We start from the raw sequence: 18,166 nt of genomic DNA on the forward strand, positions 1-18,166 counted from the left end.
ACGATGGTGTTTCGGTGTATAATAAAAGAAGTCCATTTGGTCTAGCCCTGCATTCTATTGACATGCAGTGTGTTCCTCATGGTCTTTTTACTTAAGTAATAATAGGGATGAAGATTATTTTGTACAAAAGGAGATAAAATGGGTTTTATCAGAAAGGAAATAGGGGAAAGGGAGAAGAAGCTTCTCGAGGATTTTTCTATTGAAGAAAAAGAACTGGCTCTGCCATTTTTACTAGAGGATGAGAAGAGAGGAATTTTTCTCTGCGTCAAGCAATTTCGTATTGGGGAAGGGAAATATCAGGTTTTAGCCATGATTCTCGGTGGTCACTTGCTTGAATTTCGCCTAGAAGAAGAGCGGGCCGATAGATATCCAGTTCGCAATGAGGAAGATCAAAGTGTAAAAGGTCTATCAACAGAAACAATCTCCCAACTTGTAATTCCCAAGGTTTTAAAAGGACGAGAGGACAAGATCGTAACAGTGATTCAACATGCCCTGTCGCAGATTAACCCTTATTATGATACAAAGATAAGGGAAGTAAACCACGTGGAGTACAGATAAAGAGGAGATAGGATATGGGATTATTAGAAAAGTGTCTGGATTTTTTACCGACTAGGCGGGCTGTCAGTGACATAGAAGAAGAGATGACTTGGGAGGAAGAATTTACCCCTAAAAGAGTTCATCATAAAGAAGTCAGTAGTAGTCCTCAGAAGGAGACTGAGGGAACAGCAACTCTTCCCCAGGAAGGAAGTTGGAAGTTCGTGCACGAGATGATTTCTGAAGAAGGGATTGAGCTTTTAAAGAAGGCTGGGATTGATGACGAGCTAGTCTTTGAGACGGGCGATTGGGTTGCAGATCATGATTTGGGGATTTATCTGGTCCTTTATCGCTTTGGTGGCAGAACCAACTGGAAGAAGACTTATAAGCTAATCTTGCAAGGACAGGTGATTGAATTTAAGACTAAGACCATTTTTCATCAGCAGGATTTTTCTTATGAAGATGGGGAATTCACTAAGGGAGTGATTGTCAAAAATGTCTCCAATATGCTCTTGCCTTTAGCTTTTGAAGGTCAACAGCAGCGCGTGCTCCATATCATTCAAGCAGCTCTGTCAGCAGCTAGCCCAAGCTATGATACGGTCGTTTACAGGGCGAGCTTTGATTTGGTTTAGGAGGGGAAGATGATATATATTACAAAAGAAGATGTTTTGACTTGGCTGGACAAACATGAGCCAGTGGCCAATCGTCAGAAGGACATTGCGGCTTTTCATAAAGAACTGTCGTTTCGTCTGCAAAGAATGGACTTTCGTCCATCAAGCAGTTCAAAAGATCCTCAGCGAGATGTTTGTGAAGACCCTGACCAAGAGCTGACTGTAGCCTTTACTCAGGATGGGGAGGGGAATTATGCGACGATTGACCAGAGTCCTGGAGGTCAGATTCTCAGTGATCAGCGCTTTAAGATGGCTTTGAAAAAAGTCTTGAACTATGATGATGACATGGTTGATCGACTGTTATATGGAACGAAAAATTAGTCCTCTTATTCAGAGAGAGTTATCCGCCAGCCTTTAGGAGGCTGGTTTTTTAATTTTTCTGAGATTTAGCCTCTTCAAGGATAGCTATTGCAATCGCTTTATGGTAAAATATAGAACAGATGTCCAAAAGATTTGTCTTGAAATAAAGTGACATTTAGCAACCAATCTAGGAGGCAGATATGATTGATCATTTTGAGATAAAGGTCAGGAATCTACAAATTTCAAAAGACTTTTATACAAGTTTTCTTTCTCCTCTAGGCTACAAATTGGCTTTTAGAAGTAGTTCTCTACTCAGTTTTGTTGCTCCCAACAGCCCACATCCTGGTGGAGATTTTTGGTTGGGAGAGGGAGAGCAGTCTCCGATTCACTTTGCTTTTTTGGCAGAAAACCATGAGCAGGTTCAAGCTTGTTATGAGGCTGGTTTAAAGGCAGGGGGAAAAGACAACGGTGCGCCAAATTATCGGGGGAACCTTTCATCATATTATGCAGCCTTTGTCTTGGATCCGGATGGTAATAATGTCGAGGCAGTCTGTCATAAAGAATAAAAAATAGAAAAGAGAAAAAACGTGTCAAAGAAAATCGTAACAATTATTGATGTGAAAAATTATGTTGGTCAAGAAGTGACCATCGGTGCTTGGGTTACCAATAAGTCAGGTAAGGGTAAGATTGCTTTCTTGCAGCTGCGCGATGGTTCAGCTTTTTTCCAAGGGGTGGCCTTCAAGCCTAACTTCATCGAGAAATTTGGCGAAGAAGAAGGATTGGCGAAGTTTGATACGATTAAAAAGCTTAGCCAAGAAACTTCTGTCTATGTGACAGGGGTTGTCAAGGAAGACGAGCGCTCAAAATTTGGTTATGAGCTGGACATCACAGACATCGAAATCATTGGCGAGTCAAATGACTATCCAATCACGCCCAAAGAACATGGGACTGACTTCCTCATGGACAACCGTCACTTGTGGCTGCGTTCTCGTAAGCAAGTAGCCATGATGCAAATTCGCAATGCCATCATCTATGCTACTTATGAATTCTTTGATAAGAATGGCTTTATGAAGTTTGACAGCCCAATCTTGTCAGGAAATGCGGCAGAAGACTCTACTGAACTATTTGAAACCGACTACTTCGGAACTCCAGCATACTTGAGTCAGTCAGGTCAGCTTTATCTGGAAGCAGGTGCCATGGCTCTTGGTCGTGTCTTTGACTTCGGTCCTGTATTCCGTGCAGAAAAATCAAAAACCCGTCGTCATTTGACTGAGTTCTGGATGATGGATGCAGAGTATTCATACTTGACGCATGATGAGTCACTCGACTTGCAAGAAGCTTATGTTAAAGCCTTGATCCAAGGTGTTCTTAACCGCGCTCCTCAAGCTTTGGAAACACTGGAACGTGATGTAGAACTTTTGAAACGCTATATTGCAGAGCCTTTCAAGCGTTTTACCTATGATGAAGCGATTGACCTCTTGCAAGCCCATGAAAATGATGAGGATGCTGACTATGAGCATCTGGAACATGGTGATGACTTTGGATCGCCACATGAAACATGGATTTCAAACTATTTTGGTGTACCAACCTTTGTCGTGAACTACCCAGCAGCTATCAAGGCTTTCTATATGAAGCCGGTTCCTGGAAATCCTGACCGTGTTCTCTGTGCAGACTTGCTTGCTCCAGAAGGCTACGGTGAAATCATCGGTGGTTCTATGCGTGAGGAAGACTACGATACCCTCGTTGCTAAGATGAATGACCTTGGTATGGATACTTCAGAATATGAATTCTACCTGGATCTTCGTAAGTATGGAACAGTCCCTCACGGTGGCTTTGGTATCGGTATCGAGCGCATGGTAACCTTTGTAGCAGGTACCAAGCATATCCGTGAAGCCATTCCATTCCCACGTATGCTGCACCGTATTAAACCGTAAATCAATAAAAACGCCCAGGGGGCGTTTTTTCAAAGCACTAGAAAGAAGAGGTGGAGATTATGTAACCAGCGGATTAACAAGTGATAAAGGATAGAAATGAAAAAACACTTGTTAAAGGAGAAAATATGTTTAAAAGAAGTTATCGGAAAAATATCGGTCTTATGGCCGGAGTAGAATTTTTTGCCTTTCTAGGCATTACTAGTTTTTGGATTTTATTTCTAAGTCAAAACGGCATGTCCCTTTGGCAGATTGGCCTTTTGGAAAGTATCTTTCATGCGACTAGCGTTATTTGTGAAATTCCTTCTGGTATGTTGGCGGATCGCTTTTCCTACAAGACCAATCTTTATCTGAGCCGGATAGCCGGGATTGTGTCTTCTGTTCTCATGTTGGCCGGGCAGGGGAACTTCTGGGTTTATGCGTTGGCTATGGTGATTAGTGCTTGGTCCTATAATTTTGATTCGGGGACAAGCGCAGCTATGGTCTATGATTCATCTGTGGAGGCCGGACTCAAGGAACGTTACTTGTCCATCTCCAGTTTTATGTCTGGGGTGGCTGAAGCGACCCGGTCTTTGGGAACAGTCTGGGCTGGATTTTTTGTCCATGGACAATTGCATCTGACCTACTATATCATGATTGGCACCTCTATCATCGTTCTTTTCTTGACCTGGATGCTGAAAGAGCCAAGTGTCAAAGCAGAGAAAGCAGAACGTCTGACTATGAAAAAGATTATCTGGGCTGTCAAAGAGGAGTTGCAGAGAAATCCTAGTCTTTTTGTCTGGATGATTCTTTCCCAAATCATCGGAACGCTGATGTGTATGTTTTATTTTTATTATCAAAATCAATTGCCTGATTTAAAAGATTGGCAGATTTCGGTAGTCATGCTAATTGGCAGTGCTTTGAATATCTTGGCGGTCTATCTGGCGAGTATGATTGGAAAGAAATATTCTGCCTTAAAACTCTTTCCTTCAGTGGTTCTTCTAACTGGAGCAAGCTACCTGCTGTCCTATTTTGGAACACCAGTCATCTATATTTTGATTTATCTAATCAGCAACGCCTTGTATGCTCTTTTCCAGCCGATTTTTGACAATGATTTACAAAAGCAGCTGCCAAGTGAAGTGCGGGCGACCATGCTCAGTGTTTATTCTATGATGTTCAGCCTGAGTATGATTGTCATTTTCCCTGTGACAGGCTGGTTGATTGATTACTTTGGCTTCGATTGGACTTTTATAGCTTTGGGCACCTTTTTATTAGTAGTGACACCATTTTTGCATTTGGGATTAAAGAAAATAAGCCAGAATTTACAAGAAGTCTAAGATTAATGTTCTCTTTCTGATATTCAGAAGGAGAATATTTTTTACCCTTTGAAAATTATGGTAAAATAAATACAGTTTAATGGAGAAGTAGGCAGTATGAAAGATTTATTGAAATATTTCAAGGGCTATATCAGGGAGTCTTTGCTGGGGCCCTTGTTCAAGCTTTTGGAAGCCAGTTTTGAACTGCTGGTTCCGATTTTGATTGCGGGGATTGTGGACGAGACCATTCCTAGACACGACAGCTCCCATCTCTACTGGATGGTTTTTCTTTTGATGGGCTTGGCTGCGCTGGGCGTGGTGGTAGCGGTGGTGGCCCAGTATTATTCATCAAAGGCAGCTGTGGGCTTTACTCGTCAGATGACAGGTGATCTCTATCAAAAGATTCTGCGCTTGCCCAAGGCTAGTCGGGATGAGTTGACGACTTCTAGCTTGGTGACCCGGCTGACCAGCGACACCTATCAGATTCAGACGGGCATCAATCAATTTCTTCGTCTCTTTCTGCGAGCTCCTATCATCGTTTTTGGCTCCATCATTATGGCCTTTACTATCAGTCCGGTCATTACCTTATGGTTCTTGCTCATGGTGGCAATTTTAACGGCTATTATCGTTTTCATGTCTCGCCTGATGAATCCTCTCTATGCCAAAATTCGCCAGCTGACGGACCAACTGGTTAATCTGACGCGTGAGCAGCTGCAGGGCATGCGGGTCATACGAGCTTTCGGTCAGACCCAGCGCGAGGTTCAGACCTTTCGCAATCGCAATGAGCTCTATAAAACCTGGCAAATCAGGACGGGAGCTCTGGCTAGTCTGATTAGCCCTCTGACCTTTCTCACAGTCAATGGTACTCTGATTGCTGTGATTTGGCAGGGGAATAGCTTTATCGGCAAGGGCTTACTGACCCAGGGGATGCTAGTGGCCTTGGTTAATTATTTATTGCAGATTTTGGTGGAATTGCTCAAGCTGGCTATGTTGGTCAACTCGCTCAATCAAAGCTATATCAGTGCAGGTCGTATCAGTCAGGTATTTGAGCAAGCAGAAGAAGATGTCCTGCAAGAATTAGTGCAGGAAACGGCTCTGCCAAATCAAGCTATTAAAGTCCAGCAGGTTAGTTTTTCTTATCCAAATGCAGCTGGTCCAGCCTTGACTGGTCTGACTTTTGATTTGAAAAGAGGTCAGACTTTGGGGGTTATTGGCGGGACAGGTTCAGGTAAGTCTACTCTGGTTCAGCTGCTGGCTCATCTCTATCCTGTGGCTGCTGGTCAGTTGACCATCTTTTCCCAAGGACGCAGTCCTAAAAATCTCAGAGAATGGCGGTCTTGGATCAGTCTGGTACCTCAGAAGGCAGAGCTTTTCCAAGGAACCGTTCGCTCCAATCTGACTTTAGGATTGTCAACTAAGCCAACAGACGCAGACTTGTGGCAGGCTTTAGAGATTGCTCAGGCGGCAGACTTTGTCTCTCAGAAGGAAGGTGGCTTAGATGCGACTGTAGAGGCCTTTGGTCGGAATTTTTCTGGTGGACAGCGTCAGCGTTTAACCATTGCCAGAGCTGTCTTGCGGAAGGCTCCTTTCTTGATTTTAGATGATGCAACCTCTGCTCTGGACTATTTGACAGAGGCAAGACTCCTGCAGTCTATTAAGAATGAATTGACTGAGACCAGTCTGGTCTTGATCTCTCAGCGGACCAATAGCTTGCGCTCAGCGGATCAAATCTTAGTGATGGATAAGGGAGAGCAGGTGGCCCTTGGTCGCCATGAGGAACTCTTAGTCAGCTCTGCCGTTTACCGAGAAATCCATCACTCACAGCATAGTCAAGGAGAGGAGGGCAAGCATGAAGCATAAGACATCACCTAGCAGCTTGAGGCGCTTGACTCGCGATTTGCTGCAGGCGCGCTGGCTTTTTCTCCTAGCTAGTCTGGGAACGGTGGCTCAAGTGGCTCTGACTGTTCTTCTCCCAGTTTTAATCGGGAATGCGGTCGATAGCGTTCTTCTGCCTCAAGCGGACCAGCATTTGGTGCCGATTTTGGGCCAGATGCTGCTGGTTATCTTAGCCAATACGCTGATTCAGTGGCTCAATCCCTTGCTCTATAATCAGCTGGTCTATCGCTATAGCCAGCAGCTCCGACAAGGTGTCATCAAGAAAATTCATTATCTACCTTTGGTCTATCTAGACCGGCAAGGAACCGGAGACTTGGTTAGTCGGGTGACGACGGATTTGGAGCAGCTCAGCAATGGCCTGCTTATGGTTTTCAATCAATTTTTTGTGGGTTTGCTGACAATTTTAGTGACTATCATTAGTATGGCCAGATTGGACTTTTTTCTCCTGCTTTTGGTTCTGCTTTTGACGCCCCTTTCTCTCTTCTTAGCTCGCTTTATTGCCAGAAAGAGTTTTAGCTTTTTCCAACGGCAGACACAGGCCAGAGGATCGCAGACCCAGCTGATTGAGGAAAGTCTGACCCAGGAAAGTTTGATTCAGGCTTTTAATGCTCAGGATCAGTTTGATACAGCTTTTACTCGCAGTAATCAAACCTATGCAGACTATTCGCAGGCGGCTATTTTCTATTCTTCGACGGTTAATCCTTCGACTCGTTTTATCAATGCCCTGATCTATGCTTTGATTGTAGGCTTTGGGGCTGTCCGAATCATTCAGGGAACAGGTTTTACGGTTGGGCAGTTGGTAACCTTTCTCAACTACGTCAACCAGTACACCAAGCCTTTCAATGATATATCGTCAGTCATGTCGGAATTGCAGAGCGCTTTAGCTTGTGCGGAGAGGATTTACAGCGTTTTGGACCAAGAAGAAATAGCAGAGTCTGGTCAGGAAATCCTCCAGTCGGAAGATGTCAGAGGACAGATTAGCTTTGAGCATGTGGCTTTTGGTTATGAGCCTGGCAAAGAGCTGATTCAGGATTTGAATATAAGGATTCCAGCAGCTAGTAAGGTCGCTATTGTCGGTCCGACCGGCGCTGGTAAGTCAACCTTGATCAATCTCCTCATGCGCTTTTACAATGTTGATAGTGGTCTGATTTCTTTAGACGGTGTTCCCATCACGCATTACACCAGAGCCTCTTATCGTCAGCAGTTCGGTATGGTACTGCAGGAGACCTGGCTCAAGACAGCAACCATTCATGACAACATAGCTTTTGGTCGGCCAGATGCCAGCCGAGAAGAGGTCATTGAAGCTACCAAGGCGGCCAACGCTCATTTCTTTATCCAGCAGCTGCCTCAGGGCTATGACACCTATCTGGCGGATGCTGGGGACTCCCTTTCTCAAGGTCAGCGGCAGCTCTTGACCATTGCGCGTGTCTTCCTGGCTGTTCCTAAAATCTTAATCTTGGATGAGGCGACTTCCTCCATCGATACTCGGACAGAAGTCTTGATTCAGGAGGCTTTCAGCAAGCTCATGGTGGGACGAACTAGCTTTATCATCGCCCATCGCCTGTCTACTATTCAAAATGCTGACATCATCCTCGTTATGGTAGATGGTGATATCGTCGAGCATGGTAATCACCAGGAGCTCATGGCAGCCAGAGGTGTTTATTACCAAATGCAGACGGCGCAGGAGTAGAAGGGGAGCTTTATTAAAGTTCACAGATTGATGCTAAACAAAACTAAAAGAGTTGGAATTTCCAACTCTTTTTGCTTATAGTTCAAGTTCTTCCAACCCTGTTTCCGTCAGTTTATAAATCTTCTGGCAGACTTCTTTGAGAAAGATCCGATCGTGGGAGACAGCGATAATGGCGCCAGGATAGGTCCCCAATAGCTGGCGAACCTGAGGCTGAGAGGTGGGAGAGAAGTTGCGGGTTGGCTCGTCCAGCAGGAGGACATTGGGGCGGTCTAGGACTAGTTTGAGCAGGAGTAGCTTGGCTTTTTGACCGCCGGAAAGCTGCCCAATCGGGTGGCGGGCCTCGTCGCGCGTGAACTGGAGACTGGCTAGATGCGTCAGGATTTTCTCCTCCTGGGACTTGTCGCCAGAGGGAGCCAGAAAATCCAAAGGGCTGCTCTCGTCAGCCAGCAAGTCACCATAATGCTGGGGCATGTAGCCTACTCGCATGTCTGTCTGCTCACGCAGGATCTTCCATATTTCCTTAAGCAAAGTGGATTTTCCTGCACCATTAGCACCAATCAGTCCGATTTTTTCCTGGCCGCAGATCTCCAGAGTCAGGTTCTCCGCCAGTTGTCGTTCGTCTGTTTCCAGTTTCAGTCCTTCTAATTTGAGGATTCTTTTGGTCAATGGCAGAGCTTCTATGTTTGAGAAGTGAAGGCTGATGGCATCTTCCTGTGTCGGGATTTCGGTCATTTCAGCACCTGCCTTTTCAAATCGTTTGCCCTGTGAGAGGACGTTTTTCATCTTCTTAGCCACCAGTCGACCTGCAGTAGCGTCATGGGTGTTTCGTAAAGTATGCTCCACACTTTGCTTAACCCGTCGGTGTTTTTCCATAGTCTTAGCATGTTCTTCCCGCTCTTTCCGTGCCAATTGACCTTGTTTTTCAAAGGCCTCCTGACGTTGATGGCGGTAATTTTCATAGTCCAGACTCTTGACACTGGTTCTAGCCTCCTGCTTCTTTTTGATTCGCTCCAGATGAACAATCTTGGTCGCAGCTTGAGCGAGAAAGTGCTCGTCGTGAGAGACGAAAAGAACCGTTCTCTGGCTGTGGCTGATAAAGTTTTCCAGCCAAGTCAGAGTTTCAAGATCGAGGTCATTAGAGGGCTCGTCAAGAAAGAGAATATCCCAATCACTGGCTAGTTTCTTGATGAGCTGGACCTTGAGCTTTTCTCCTCCAGATAGGCTAGAGAGCTGCTGCTGACTGGCAAAACGCTGGCTGTCAAAGTTGAGCTCTCCAGCATAGCGGTAGAGCTTGGCATAGTCCAGATCGGTCTCAAAATCTGCAAAGAAATAGTCATTGAGCGTCAGTAGGGCATCCTCTGAAGGCAGCTGCTGGGGCAGGTAGACAGCAGCAGTATAGGACTTATCAATCTGTCCGCTGTAGCTGACATAGGAGCTGACCAGTCGCTCGTCTAGCAAGAGCTTGAGCAGGGTGGACTTGCCATTGCCCTCCTCACCGATAATAGCGACCTTGTCTCCTTGATTGACTGTCAGTGACAAATCTTTTACTAGCTCCTTCAGGTCTTTTAGGTGGGTAATCGTTAGATTTCTTATTTGAAGCATAGATGTCTCCTTCGTTTTATAACACAAAATACAGCCCTGCTTTATTTAGCAGAGCTGTTTTTAGTTGCACAAAGCAGACACAGGAGTGTCTAAGTAGGATTATTCGTTCATAGGCTTCCAGCTTACACGGTCATAGGAGCGACAGGATTGATCTAAAGATAAGCAAATAGAAGCTAGAAAGCACAAAAAATGAACATCCCGCGGATATGCAGAAACATGACAAAATCTACTAAATAAAGTTTCCTTTAAAAAATAGACTTAATTTTTCATGTCTCCGTGTACCTCCGAAATAATTCTGTCTTAAGTCTAGCAAAAGATAGTAGATTCGTCAAGCGCTTTCAAAAAAATAAAAATTTTAAAAAATTTTTTGGAGTCAATTTTTATAAACTCTCTAAGAATATTGGTTTCAAGGTTTTTAAGCTGATTTTGATATATAATTTTTTAATTATATAAAAATTTGACATATACCAGAAAATTATATATAATCGTCTTGTATATAAAATTTATATATATAAAATGATTATACAAATAGGCCTAAAATTTGTAAAAGATAAGAAGAGCTGGAATGTGATAGATTCCGGTCGTCATTTTAAATTGTATCTAAGGAGTAAGAAACCATGCCAAAAACTTTATTTCTCTGGCTTTTAACAGTCCTAAGCATAGGGCTAGTAAAAACGCCTCAAGCTAAGACGATGGAGCAATCTTTGAAGTCTAACACGGCGGTCATTCAGATTAGCCAAAAGATTCAGGACTATGTCAAGAAAGATGAAGCGACAAGGGTGGCTGTAGAAACTGTGACCTTTGATTAGATATCGTAAATTATTGCATAAGAAAGGAGAAAGCTATGTTAAGAATTTTTATCCGAATGGTATACAGAAGTATCGCCTATGCGATTGTTGAAGCTAAATAGAAAGGAAATATCATGAAAAAATCATTTATTCTAATTCTTTTAACGATTATAACTCTAGGACTCTTCCGACCAATTACAGCCTTGGCTGAGGAGCAGAAGTTGCCGTCTGGTACGGACCGTGACAAAATCGGTCAGAAAATCCAAGACTTTGTCAAGGAACATGAAAAGACAACGGCCGGTATGGAGACTGTTATCTTTGACAAGAATGGTACAATTTATCAAGGAAATTTCGGTTATATGGATAAAGAAAAAGGCATCAAGGCCGATGACGATAGTGTCTTTGAATGGGGATCTGCTGGGAAGCTAATGGTCTGGGTATCGGTCATGCAGCTCTGGGAAGAGGGCAAGGTTAATCTTGAAGAAGATATTCGCAATTACCTGCCTGAGGGATTTCTCAAGACCCTCCGTTATGACAAGCCCATTACTATGTTGGATCTAATGAACCATCAAGCAGGCTTTGAGGACTCTTCTCACGCTTATCTAGAAAATAAAGGGCAGAATATTGAACAAATCCTTGCGATCAATCAGCCAGCTCAAATCTATGAACCAGGCACTATGACTGGATACTCTAACTTCAGTACGGGACTGGCAGCCTATATCGTTGAGCGAATCTCCGGTCAGAGCTTTGCGGACTATGCCCGCAAGCATATCTTACAACCATTAGGTATGAACAAAACATCTCTTTTAACTGGCTATATAGATAATGATTACGTCCTTGAGAAACGGAAGGAAGAGATGACTTATGATATCAATGGTAAATCTCTAGGTGTGAATTACATGAATATCGGTCTTTACCCTGTCGGTCTTACAGCGAGTACCATGGGTGATTTTCAGAGATTTGCCCAAGCACTTTTGAAGAAGGAGAAGCTTTTCAAAAAGTCAGAAACTTGGGAGAAGCTTTTCACTGCTAGCTCTACCTATCCGGGAACAGATATGCCGCTCAATATGCACGGCTTCTGGACCCAAGAATATGGCACGACGGTTGTCGGTCATGGTGGTAATTCCTATGGTTTTTCTTCTTATATCTTGTTAGATTTGAAAAATGGTATTGGTATGACCATTATGACTAATCAAGGGCATGAAGAGGTCTATAATTACGATATGCCAGCTCTTGTATTTGGAGCTAAGAAAAAGACTCCGCAGGAAACTTTCGACAAATTTCCAGCAGGAAATTACCGATCAGCAAGGTATTATGAAACAGGCCCCCTGTCTTTCACTAGAATATTCCCACGTACCAGTTATGTTACAAATTCAGCTAATAATAAATTTTTGAACGGTGATTTTGCAGTAGTCAGTGAGCAAAATGGAACAGCAAAAGTAACATATGCCTATGGTGATTCTTTCAAAGTAAAAGATATAGACGTGATGAGAGATTGGGCGGTATTGATTTCCATGGTAGTAGGAGTTATCTATGCTTTACTTCAGCTTTTGGTGCGAGGCGGTCTCGATCTTTTCCGACTAGTATTCAAAAAAAATCAGTCTAAAACACCTAAAGAACTTCGTATATGGACATATATGACTTCCCTAGCAGCAGTGGGAGTTGCTGTCAATTTCTATTTCCTTTTCTTAGCTTTAGGAGCAAGTGACCCTAGCTACCTTTCTAGCTGGCGCTACATGGTCTTTGCCGGTCTGGGATTGATTCTGGCTGGCTGTGCAGTCTTCCCACTTCTGACCAAGGCAAGAAAAGGATTGAGCAAGAGCCGACTTTTCCTGACTGTCTTGACTAGTCTGTCAGCTCTGGTCATCGTTGCCAATATTCTCTACTGGTCACTTTATCAGTTCTGGGCGCTGTGATAAGTTGCCTGCCTTTCTGAAGGGATGCGGGCTTTGTCTACGTGATTTTGTAAGGAGAATCGCATGAAAAAATCATTTATTCTAACGCTTCTAACGATTATAACTCTGGGACTCTTCCAGCCAGCTACTGCGCTGGCTGAGGAGTCTCAAAAGCTACCATCTGGTATCGAACGTGACCAGATCGGTCAAAAAATCCAAGACTTTGTCAAGGAACATGAAAAGACAACAGCCGGTATGGCAACAACCATTTTTGACAAGGATGGGACTATTTACCAAGGCAGTTTTGGATATATGAACAAGGAAAAAGGCATTAAAGCCGACGACAACAGCGTCTTTGAATGGGGCTCAGTCGGGAAACTAGCTATCTGGGTCTCTGTCATGCAGCTCTGGGAAGAGGGTAAGATTGACCTTGACGAAGACATTCGCACCTATCTGCCAGAGGGATTTATGAAGACTTTGCGCTACGAAAAGCCCGTCACTATGACAGACCTCATGAACCATCAGGCCGGCTTTGGCGAGTCTACCCACGCCTATAAGGAAGATAAGGGCTTGTCTATCGAGGAGATTCTGGCAGTTAATCAGCCAGAACAGTCTTACGAGCCAGGCACCATGACAGCCTACTCGAACTTTTCAGCTAGTCTGGCAGCCTATATCGTTGAGAGAATCTCCGGTCAGGACTTCTCGGCCTATGTCCATGAGCATATCTTCCAACCACTAGGAATGAAAGACACTGCTCTATCAGCCGACTTTAAAGAAAATCCAAAGATTTACCAGAAGCGGATGGAGCAAATCTCTTATCGGGCGGACGGGACATCTATGGGAACTAGCTATTTTCATTTAGGACTTTACCCGGCAGGGAATGCCGTCTCTACTCTGGCTGACTTCCAGAAGTTTGCCCAAGCGCTTTTGAAGAAAGAAAAGCTATTTAAGCACGCTGAGACTTGGACAACTCTCTACACAGCAACCTCGAATTATCCAGGAACGGATATGCCGCTCAATATGCACGGCTTTTGGACACGGGAGTACGGCACGACGCTTGTTGGCCATGGAGGAAACTCGACTGGCTACTCATCTTATATTCTGCTGGACTTGAAAAATGGTATAGGTATGACCGTTATGACGAATCAAGATCATGAGTTGGTTTATAACTATGAAATGCCAGCCTTGGTTTTTGGACCTAAGAAAAAGACGGACTCAGCCACCTTTGACAAATTCCAGTCTGGAAATTACCGATCTGCTCGCTCCTTTGCCAGTGGTCCTATGTCTATCTCCAGAATCTTGCTTTACACTCAGTTTGTTGAGAAATCCAAGGACAATCCGCTTTTGACTCAGAATTTTTCAGTAGTCAGCGGTAGTGGAGACGAGACTAAGGTAACAGCTTCCTATGGCGACAACTTCAGAGTCAAGGATAGCGAGATTCTGAAAGACTGGTCCTTGCTTATTTCAGCGGCAGCCGGAATTGTTTTCAGTATCATTCTCTTTTTAGCACGGGGCGGACTGGATCTCTTCCGATTGGTCTTCAAAAAAGGTCAATCTAAAACACCAAAACCTCTTCGTATCTGGACTTACCTAACTTCTTTAGCTGGAGTAGGTGTGGCTATAAACTTCCTCCTCCTCTTCAACACATTTGCTACCGACGATCTGAGCTTTCTAGCTAGCTGGCGCTATATTGTCTTTGCCAGTCTGGGATTGATTCTGGCTGGCTGTGCAGTCTTTCCACTTCTGACCAAGGCAAGAAAAGGGCTGAGTAAGAGCCGACTCTACCTGACTGTCTTGACTAGTCTGTCAGCTCTAGCTATCGTTGTCAATATTCTCTATTGGTCACTTTATCAGTGGTGGGGTCTGTAATAAGCGCAGATCCATTGCACAAAGGAGTCTCTCATGAAAAAATCTATTTTAATCATTCTTTTAACCATTTTGACGCTAGGAATCTTCCGACCGAGCGCTGTTTTAGCTGACTCGCAGAAGCTCCCTTCTGGCACGGAGCGCAGCCAAATCGGTCAAAAAATCGAAAGTTTTGTCAAGGAACATGAAAAGACAACTGTCGGAATGACGACCGCTGTCTTTGATAAAAACGGGACCATCTACAAGGGAAACTTTGGATATGTGGATAAGGAAAACAAAGTCAAAGTTGACGATGACAGTGTTTTTGAATGGGCTTCAATCACTAAACTGACGGTCTGGGTATCGGTCATGCAGCTCTGGGAAGAGGGCAAAATCGACCTAGAAGCAGACATCAAAACTTATCTGCCAGAAGGCTTTCTCCGCAATCTTCGCTACGATAAGCCTATCACCATGCTGGATCTGATGAACCATCAGGCTGGCTTTGATGAAATGCCACTCTACAAAAAGGGAGACAAGAGCGACTTGGAAGAGCAGTTCCGTGATTACCAGCCTATTCAGTCCTTTGAGCCGGGTACGACGACATCATACTCTAACTTCAGCACGGCTTTAGCATCTTATATCGTGGAGCGGATATCTGGGCAGAAGTATGCAGACTATGTCCATGAGCATGTTTTTGAGCCGCTGGGCATGGATCGTACTGCTATCTTGCCTGACTTATCGGACAATGCCTATGTACAGGAAAAGCGCAAGGAGGACAAGGGCTATGATGACCAAGGTAAGCTCTTGGGTGATACACCATTTAAGCTCTGGATGTACCCAGTCGGAGGGGCTGTGGGGACTCTAGGAGACCTGCAGAAATTCGCCCAGGCCTTGCTGGAACGTAAGACGCTCTTTCATCGTCCAGAAACTTGGACCGAGCTTTACTCAACAACCTCTACCCACCCTGGTACGGATATTGTTCGTAATGCTCATGGCTTTTGGGCCAGTCACTACGGTGTTACCTTGCTGGGACACAGTGGTAATGCTGATGGCTTTTCTAGCTATCTTTACTTGGATCTGAAAAATGGCATCGGCCAAGTCATCTTAACCAATCAACTGTATGAACAAGTTTACAATGTTCAAATGCCGGAGCTGATATTTGGCAAGATGCAGACTGTCAGCGAAGCAACTAAAAAGCAATTCAAGTCTGGCTCTTACCACTATCTGAGAAGCTATAATAGGGGGCCACTGTCCTTCATGCTCATGATTCCCGGGGCCATCCAAAAGATTAACAAAGTCTCAGATCAGCCGGATCTGCTAAGCACTTTCTGGACTATTGACCGAAGCCAAGGTGCTGACCGCCTCGAATTCGGTGTCCTTAATGCAGAAAGGATTTCTGATTCAGTTCTCTTTAGGCATTATCTAGTCGTGTTTCTCGGAGCTCTGGCGCTCGTGTTTGCTCTGGGAAATGTCTTGATTAGTTTTCTGATTGGCAGTTTCCGTCTCATCCTGCGTAAAGCAAAAAGTTCGGCTCCTCGCTCTTGGAAGGTTTGGAATTACCTGACTTCTCTAGGGATGCTGCTGTTTGCTGGTAATCTCATTCTGCTTTTACTGGCTGCCATGAATCAGGATTACTCAATTGTTCAATCTTGGCGTTATATGATCTTTGCAGGACTGGGACTGTTCTTAGCAGGATGTGCAGTTTATCCGCTCTTTAGCAAGGCTCGAAAGAGTCTCGGAAAAGGTCGCCTCTTCCTGACGGTTCTGACTAGTCTATCTGCACTCGCTATCGTAGCCAATATTCTCTACTGGTCGCTTTACCAGTGGTGGGTGATGTGATAAGTTGCCTGTCTTCCTTTGGGAAGGTGGGCTTTGTCTGCATAATTCTGCAAAGGAGAATCGCATGAAAAAAACATTTATTCTCACACTTTTAACTATTTTAACATTGGGGCTTTTTCGCCCAGCCACCGCGCTAGCTGAAGAGCAGAAGTTGCCGTCTGGTACGGAACGAGACAAAATTGGTCAGAAAATCCAAGACTATGTCAAAGAGCACGAAAAGACAACAGCTGGCATGGCAACGGCGGTATTTGACAAAGAAGGCACTATCTATCAAGGAAATTTTGGCTTTATGGATAAAGAAAAAGGACTCCAAACGGATGACAATAGTGTCTTTGAATGGGGGTCCGTGACCAAACTAACTGTCTGGGTCTCTGTCATGCAGCTCTGGGAAGAGGGCAAGATTAACCTAGAAGAAGATATTCGCACCTATTTGCCAGAGGGCTTTCTCAGAAATCTCCGCTACGACAAGCCCATCACTATGTTGAATCTGATGAACCATCAGTCTGGCTTTGACGAAGCCCCTCTCTATATGCAAGGGGATAAGAGTTTAGAGGACTTGCTGCTCCAATATCAGCCGATTCAGTCCTTTGAGCCAGGTACAACGACAGCTTATTCCAACTACAGTACTGGATTGGCTGCCTATATTGTGGAGCGAATTTCGAGGCAATCCTTTGTTGATTATGCTCATAAGCATATCTTCAAGCCTCTGGGAATGGAGAGAACAGCCATAGCTCAAGACTTGTCCGACAATGCTTATGTCCAAGCCAAGCGCAAGCAAGTAAAAGGATATGCGGCAGATGGCAGCCTGTTAGGCGATGCTCTTTATGAAGTCGGCCTGTATCCAGTTGGTCGGGCAACAGGAACATTGAGTGATTTGCAAAAATTTGCTCAGGCCCTGCTAAGTCGAAAAACTCTCTTTGCTCGGTCAGAGACTTGGGACAAACTATACACTGGCACTTCGTATTATCCTGGTACAGATATCGTTCGTAATGCTCATGGCTTCTGGGCTAGTGAATTTGCCGTTACAGTGCTAGGACACGGCGGTAATACAAATGGTTTTTCCAGCTTTCTTCGGCTGGATCTGAAGAATGGTATCGGGCAGGTAATCATGACCAATCAAGGCTTGGAAGAAATTTATAATGGTGGCATGCCAGAATTGATTTTCGGAAAACGTCCGACAGCCAGTGCAGAAACTCAGAAAAAGTTCGAACCAGGCTATTATCAAATTCTTCGGAATTTTAACCAAGGTCCGCTCTCTTTGTACCAGCTCTTTCCAGGTAATATGCTTCATATGAAGAAGCCGTCCTCGGAGCGAATGGATCATTTGTTTTGGACTATTTATAAAAGTGGAAATGGCAAAACGAGAATTGCTACTCCAGTCAGTGATTTGGAGAGACTCCCTGACTGGGAAATCTGGACTAAGTTTGGGTTGATTGCTTTGGCTGCTCTTAGTCTTGTTTATGCTTTGGTCAATCTACTTATGCGGCTTGCGCTGGTCCTTTATCGACTGGCCTTTGGCAAGGTGAAAAGCAAGCAAAATCGAGCTTGGAAATGGTGGCACATTTTAACAACTGCAGGAGTAGTGACCGTAGCTTGCAATTTACTGTTGCTCCTGCTTAGCTTCAACGCTACGGATCTCAGTATCATCTCTCAGTGGCGTTATATGGTCTTTGCAGGACTGGGCCTATTCTTAGCAGGATGTGCGGTTTATCCGCTCTTTAGCAAGGCTCAAAAGGGTCTCAGAAAAGGCCGCCTCTTCTTGACGGTTCTGACTAGTCTATCCGCCCTCGCCATAGTAGCTAATATTCTTTACTGGTCACTTTACCAATGGTGGGTGATGTAGTTTAAAAAATTTTGAAACAAGAAAAGAGCCGGCATAT

Annotated in this window: 14 protein-coding genes; 13 read left to right on the forward strand and 1 reads right to left on the reverse strand. The window is 44.4% G+C overall.

Features of this window, described 5'->3' with window-relative positions; all coding sequences use genetic code 11:
• Nucleotides 1–138: 138 nt before the first annotated feature.
• From MFP28_RS05185 to MFP28_RS05220, 8 genes are all read left to right on the forward strand, one after another.
• Nucleotides 139–558: a hypothetical protein gene (locus MFP28_RS05185; RefSeq protein WP_002900142.1), complete on the forward strand. Its 420-nt coding sequence runs from the start codon at nucleotides 139–141 to the stop codon at nucleotides 556–558.
• Nucleotides 559–572: 14 nt separating this feature from the next.
• The gene (locus tag MFP28_RS05190) at nucleotides 573–1,166 is read left to right on the forward strand and encodes a hypothetical protein (RefSeq protein ID WP_002906352.1); all 594 of its coding nucleotides are present in this window, start codon (nucleotides 573–575) and stop codon (nucleotides 1,164–1,166) included.
• Between the two features lie 9 nt (nucleotides 1,167–1,175).
• Nucleotides 1,176–1,526, forward strand: coding sequence for a hypothetical protein (locus MFP28_RS05195; protein WP_002906353.1), 351 nt, complete (start codon nucleotides 1,176–1,178; stop codon nucleotides 1,524–1,526).
• A gap of 179 nt (nucleotides 1,527–1,705) precedes the next feature.
• Entirely contained in the window at nucleotides 1,706–2,071 is a 366-nt protein-coding gene (locus tag MFP28_RS05200; protein ID WP_002906354.1) for a VOC family protein, read from the forward strand.
• Nucleotides 2,072–2,092: 21 nt separating this feature from the next.
• On the forward strand, nucleotides 2,093–3,439 hold the full coding sequence (asnS, locus tag MFP28_RS05205) for an asparagine--tRNA ligase (RefSeq protein WP_002906355.1): 1,347 nt from the start codon (nucleotides 2,093–2,095) through the stop codon (nucleotides 3,437–3,439).
• 125 nt (nucleotides 3,440–3,564) lie between these two features.
• Complete coding sequence (locus MFP28_RS05210; protein WP_032908140.1) at nucleotides 3,565–4,752, forward strand: MFS transporter; 1,188 nt, start codon at nucleotides 3,565–3,567, stop codon at nucleotides 4,750–4,752.
• A 96-nt stretch (nucleotides 4,753–4,848) separates the two neighbouring features.
• Complete coding sequence (locus MFP28_RS05215; protein ID WP_002906357.1) at nucleotides 4,849–6,591, forward strand: ABC transporter ATP-binding protein; 1,743 nt, start codon at nucleotides 4,849–4,851, stop codon at nucleotides 6,589–6,591.
• Nucleotides 6,581–8,317: an ABC transporter ATP-binding protein gene (locus MFP28_RS05220; RefSeq protein ID WP_002906358.1), complete on the forward strand. Its 1,737-nt coding sequence runs from the start codon at nucleotides 6,581–6,583 to the stop codon at nucleotides 8,315–8,317. Before MFP28_RS05215 ends, MFP28_RS05220 begins: the two co-directional genes overlap by 11 nt.
• A gap of 75 nt (nucleotides 8,318–8,392) precedes the next feature.
• Here MFP28_RS05220 and MFP28_RS05225 read toward each other — a convergent pair whose 3' ends face one another.
• Nucleotides 8,393–9,919, reverse strand: coding sequence for an ATP-binding cassette domain-containing protein (locus tag MFP28_RS05225; protein WP_002906359.1), 1,527 nt, complete (start codon nucleotides 9,917–9,919; stop codon nucleotides 8,393–8,395).
• 617 nt (nucleotides 9,920–10,536) lie between these two features.
• Here MFP28_RS05225 and MFP28_RS05230 point away from each other — a divergent pair.
• The 5 genes from MFP28_RS05230 to MFP28_RS05250 all read left to right on the forward strand — a co-directional run bounded on the left by MFP28_RS05230 (nucleotide 10,537) and on the right by MFP28_RS05250 (nucleotide 18,129).
• The gene (locus tag MFP28_RS05230) at nucleotides 10,537–10,728 is read left to right on the forward strand and encodes a hypothetical protein (RefSeq protein ID WP_002906361.1); all 192 of its coding nucleotides are present in this window, start codon (nucleotides 10,537–10,539) and stop codon (nucleotides 10,726–10,728) included.
• A gap of 113 nt (nucleotides 10,729–10,841) precedes the next feature.
• Nucleotides 10,842–12,623, forward strand: coding sequence for a serine hydrolase domain-containing protein (locus tag MFP28_RS05235; protein WP_002906363.1), 1,782 nt, complete (start codon nucleotides 10,842–10,844; stop codon nucleotides 12,621–12,623).
• A 63-nt stretch (nucleotides 12,624–12,686) separates the two neighbouring features.
• Nucleotides 12,687–14,471, forward strand: a complete 1,785-nt coding sequence (locus MFP28_RS05240) for a serine hydrolase domain-containing protein (RefSeq protein ID WP_002906364.1) — start codon at nucleotides 12,687–12,689, stop codon at nucleotides 14,469–14,471.
• A gap of 33 nt (nucleotides 14,472–14,504) precedes the next feature.
• Complete coding sequence (locus MFP28_RS05245; RefSeq protein ID WP_002906366.1) at nucleotides 14,505–16,286, forward strand: serine hydrolase domain-containing protein; 1,782 nt, start codon at nucleotides 14,505–14,507, stop codon at nucleotides 16,284–16,286.
• A gap of 64 nt (nucleotides 16,287–16,350) precedes the next feature.
• On the forward strand, nucleotides 16,351–18,129 hold the full coding sequence (locus MFP28_RS05250) for a serine hydrolase domain-containing protein (protein WP_002906368.1): 1,779 nt from the start codon (nucleotides 16,351–16,353) through the stop codon (nucleotides 18,127–18,129).
• Nucleotides 18,130–18,166 lie beyond the last annotated feature (37 nt).

Origin of the sequence: Streptococcus sanguinis (assembly GCF_050234405.1) — a bacterium.
GTDB classification, from domain to species: domain Bacteria; phylum Bacillota; class Bacilli; order Lactobacillales; family Streptococcaceae; genus Streptococcus; species Streptococcus sanguinis_W.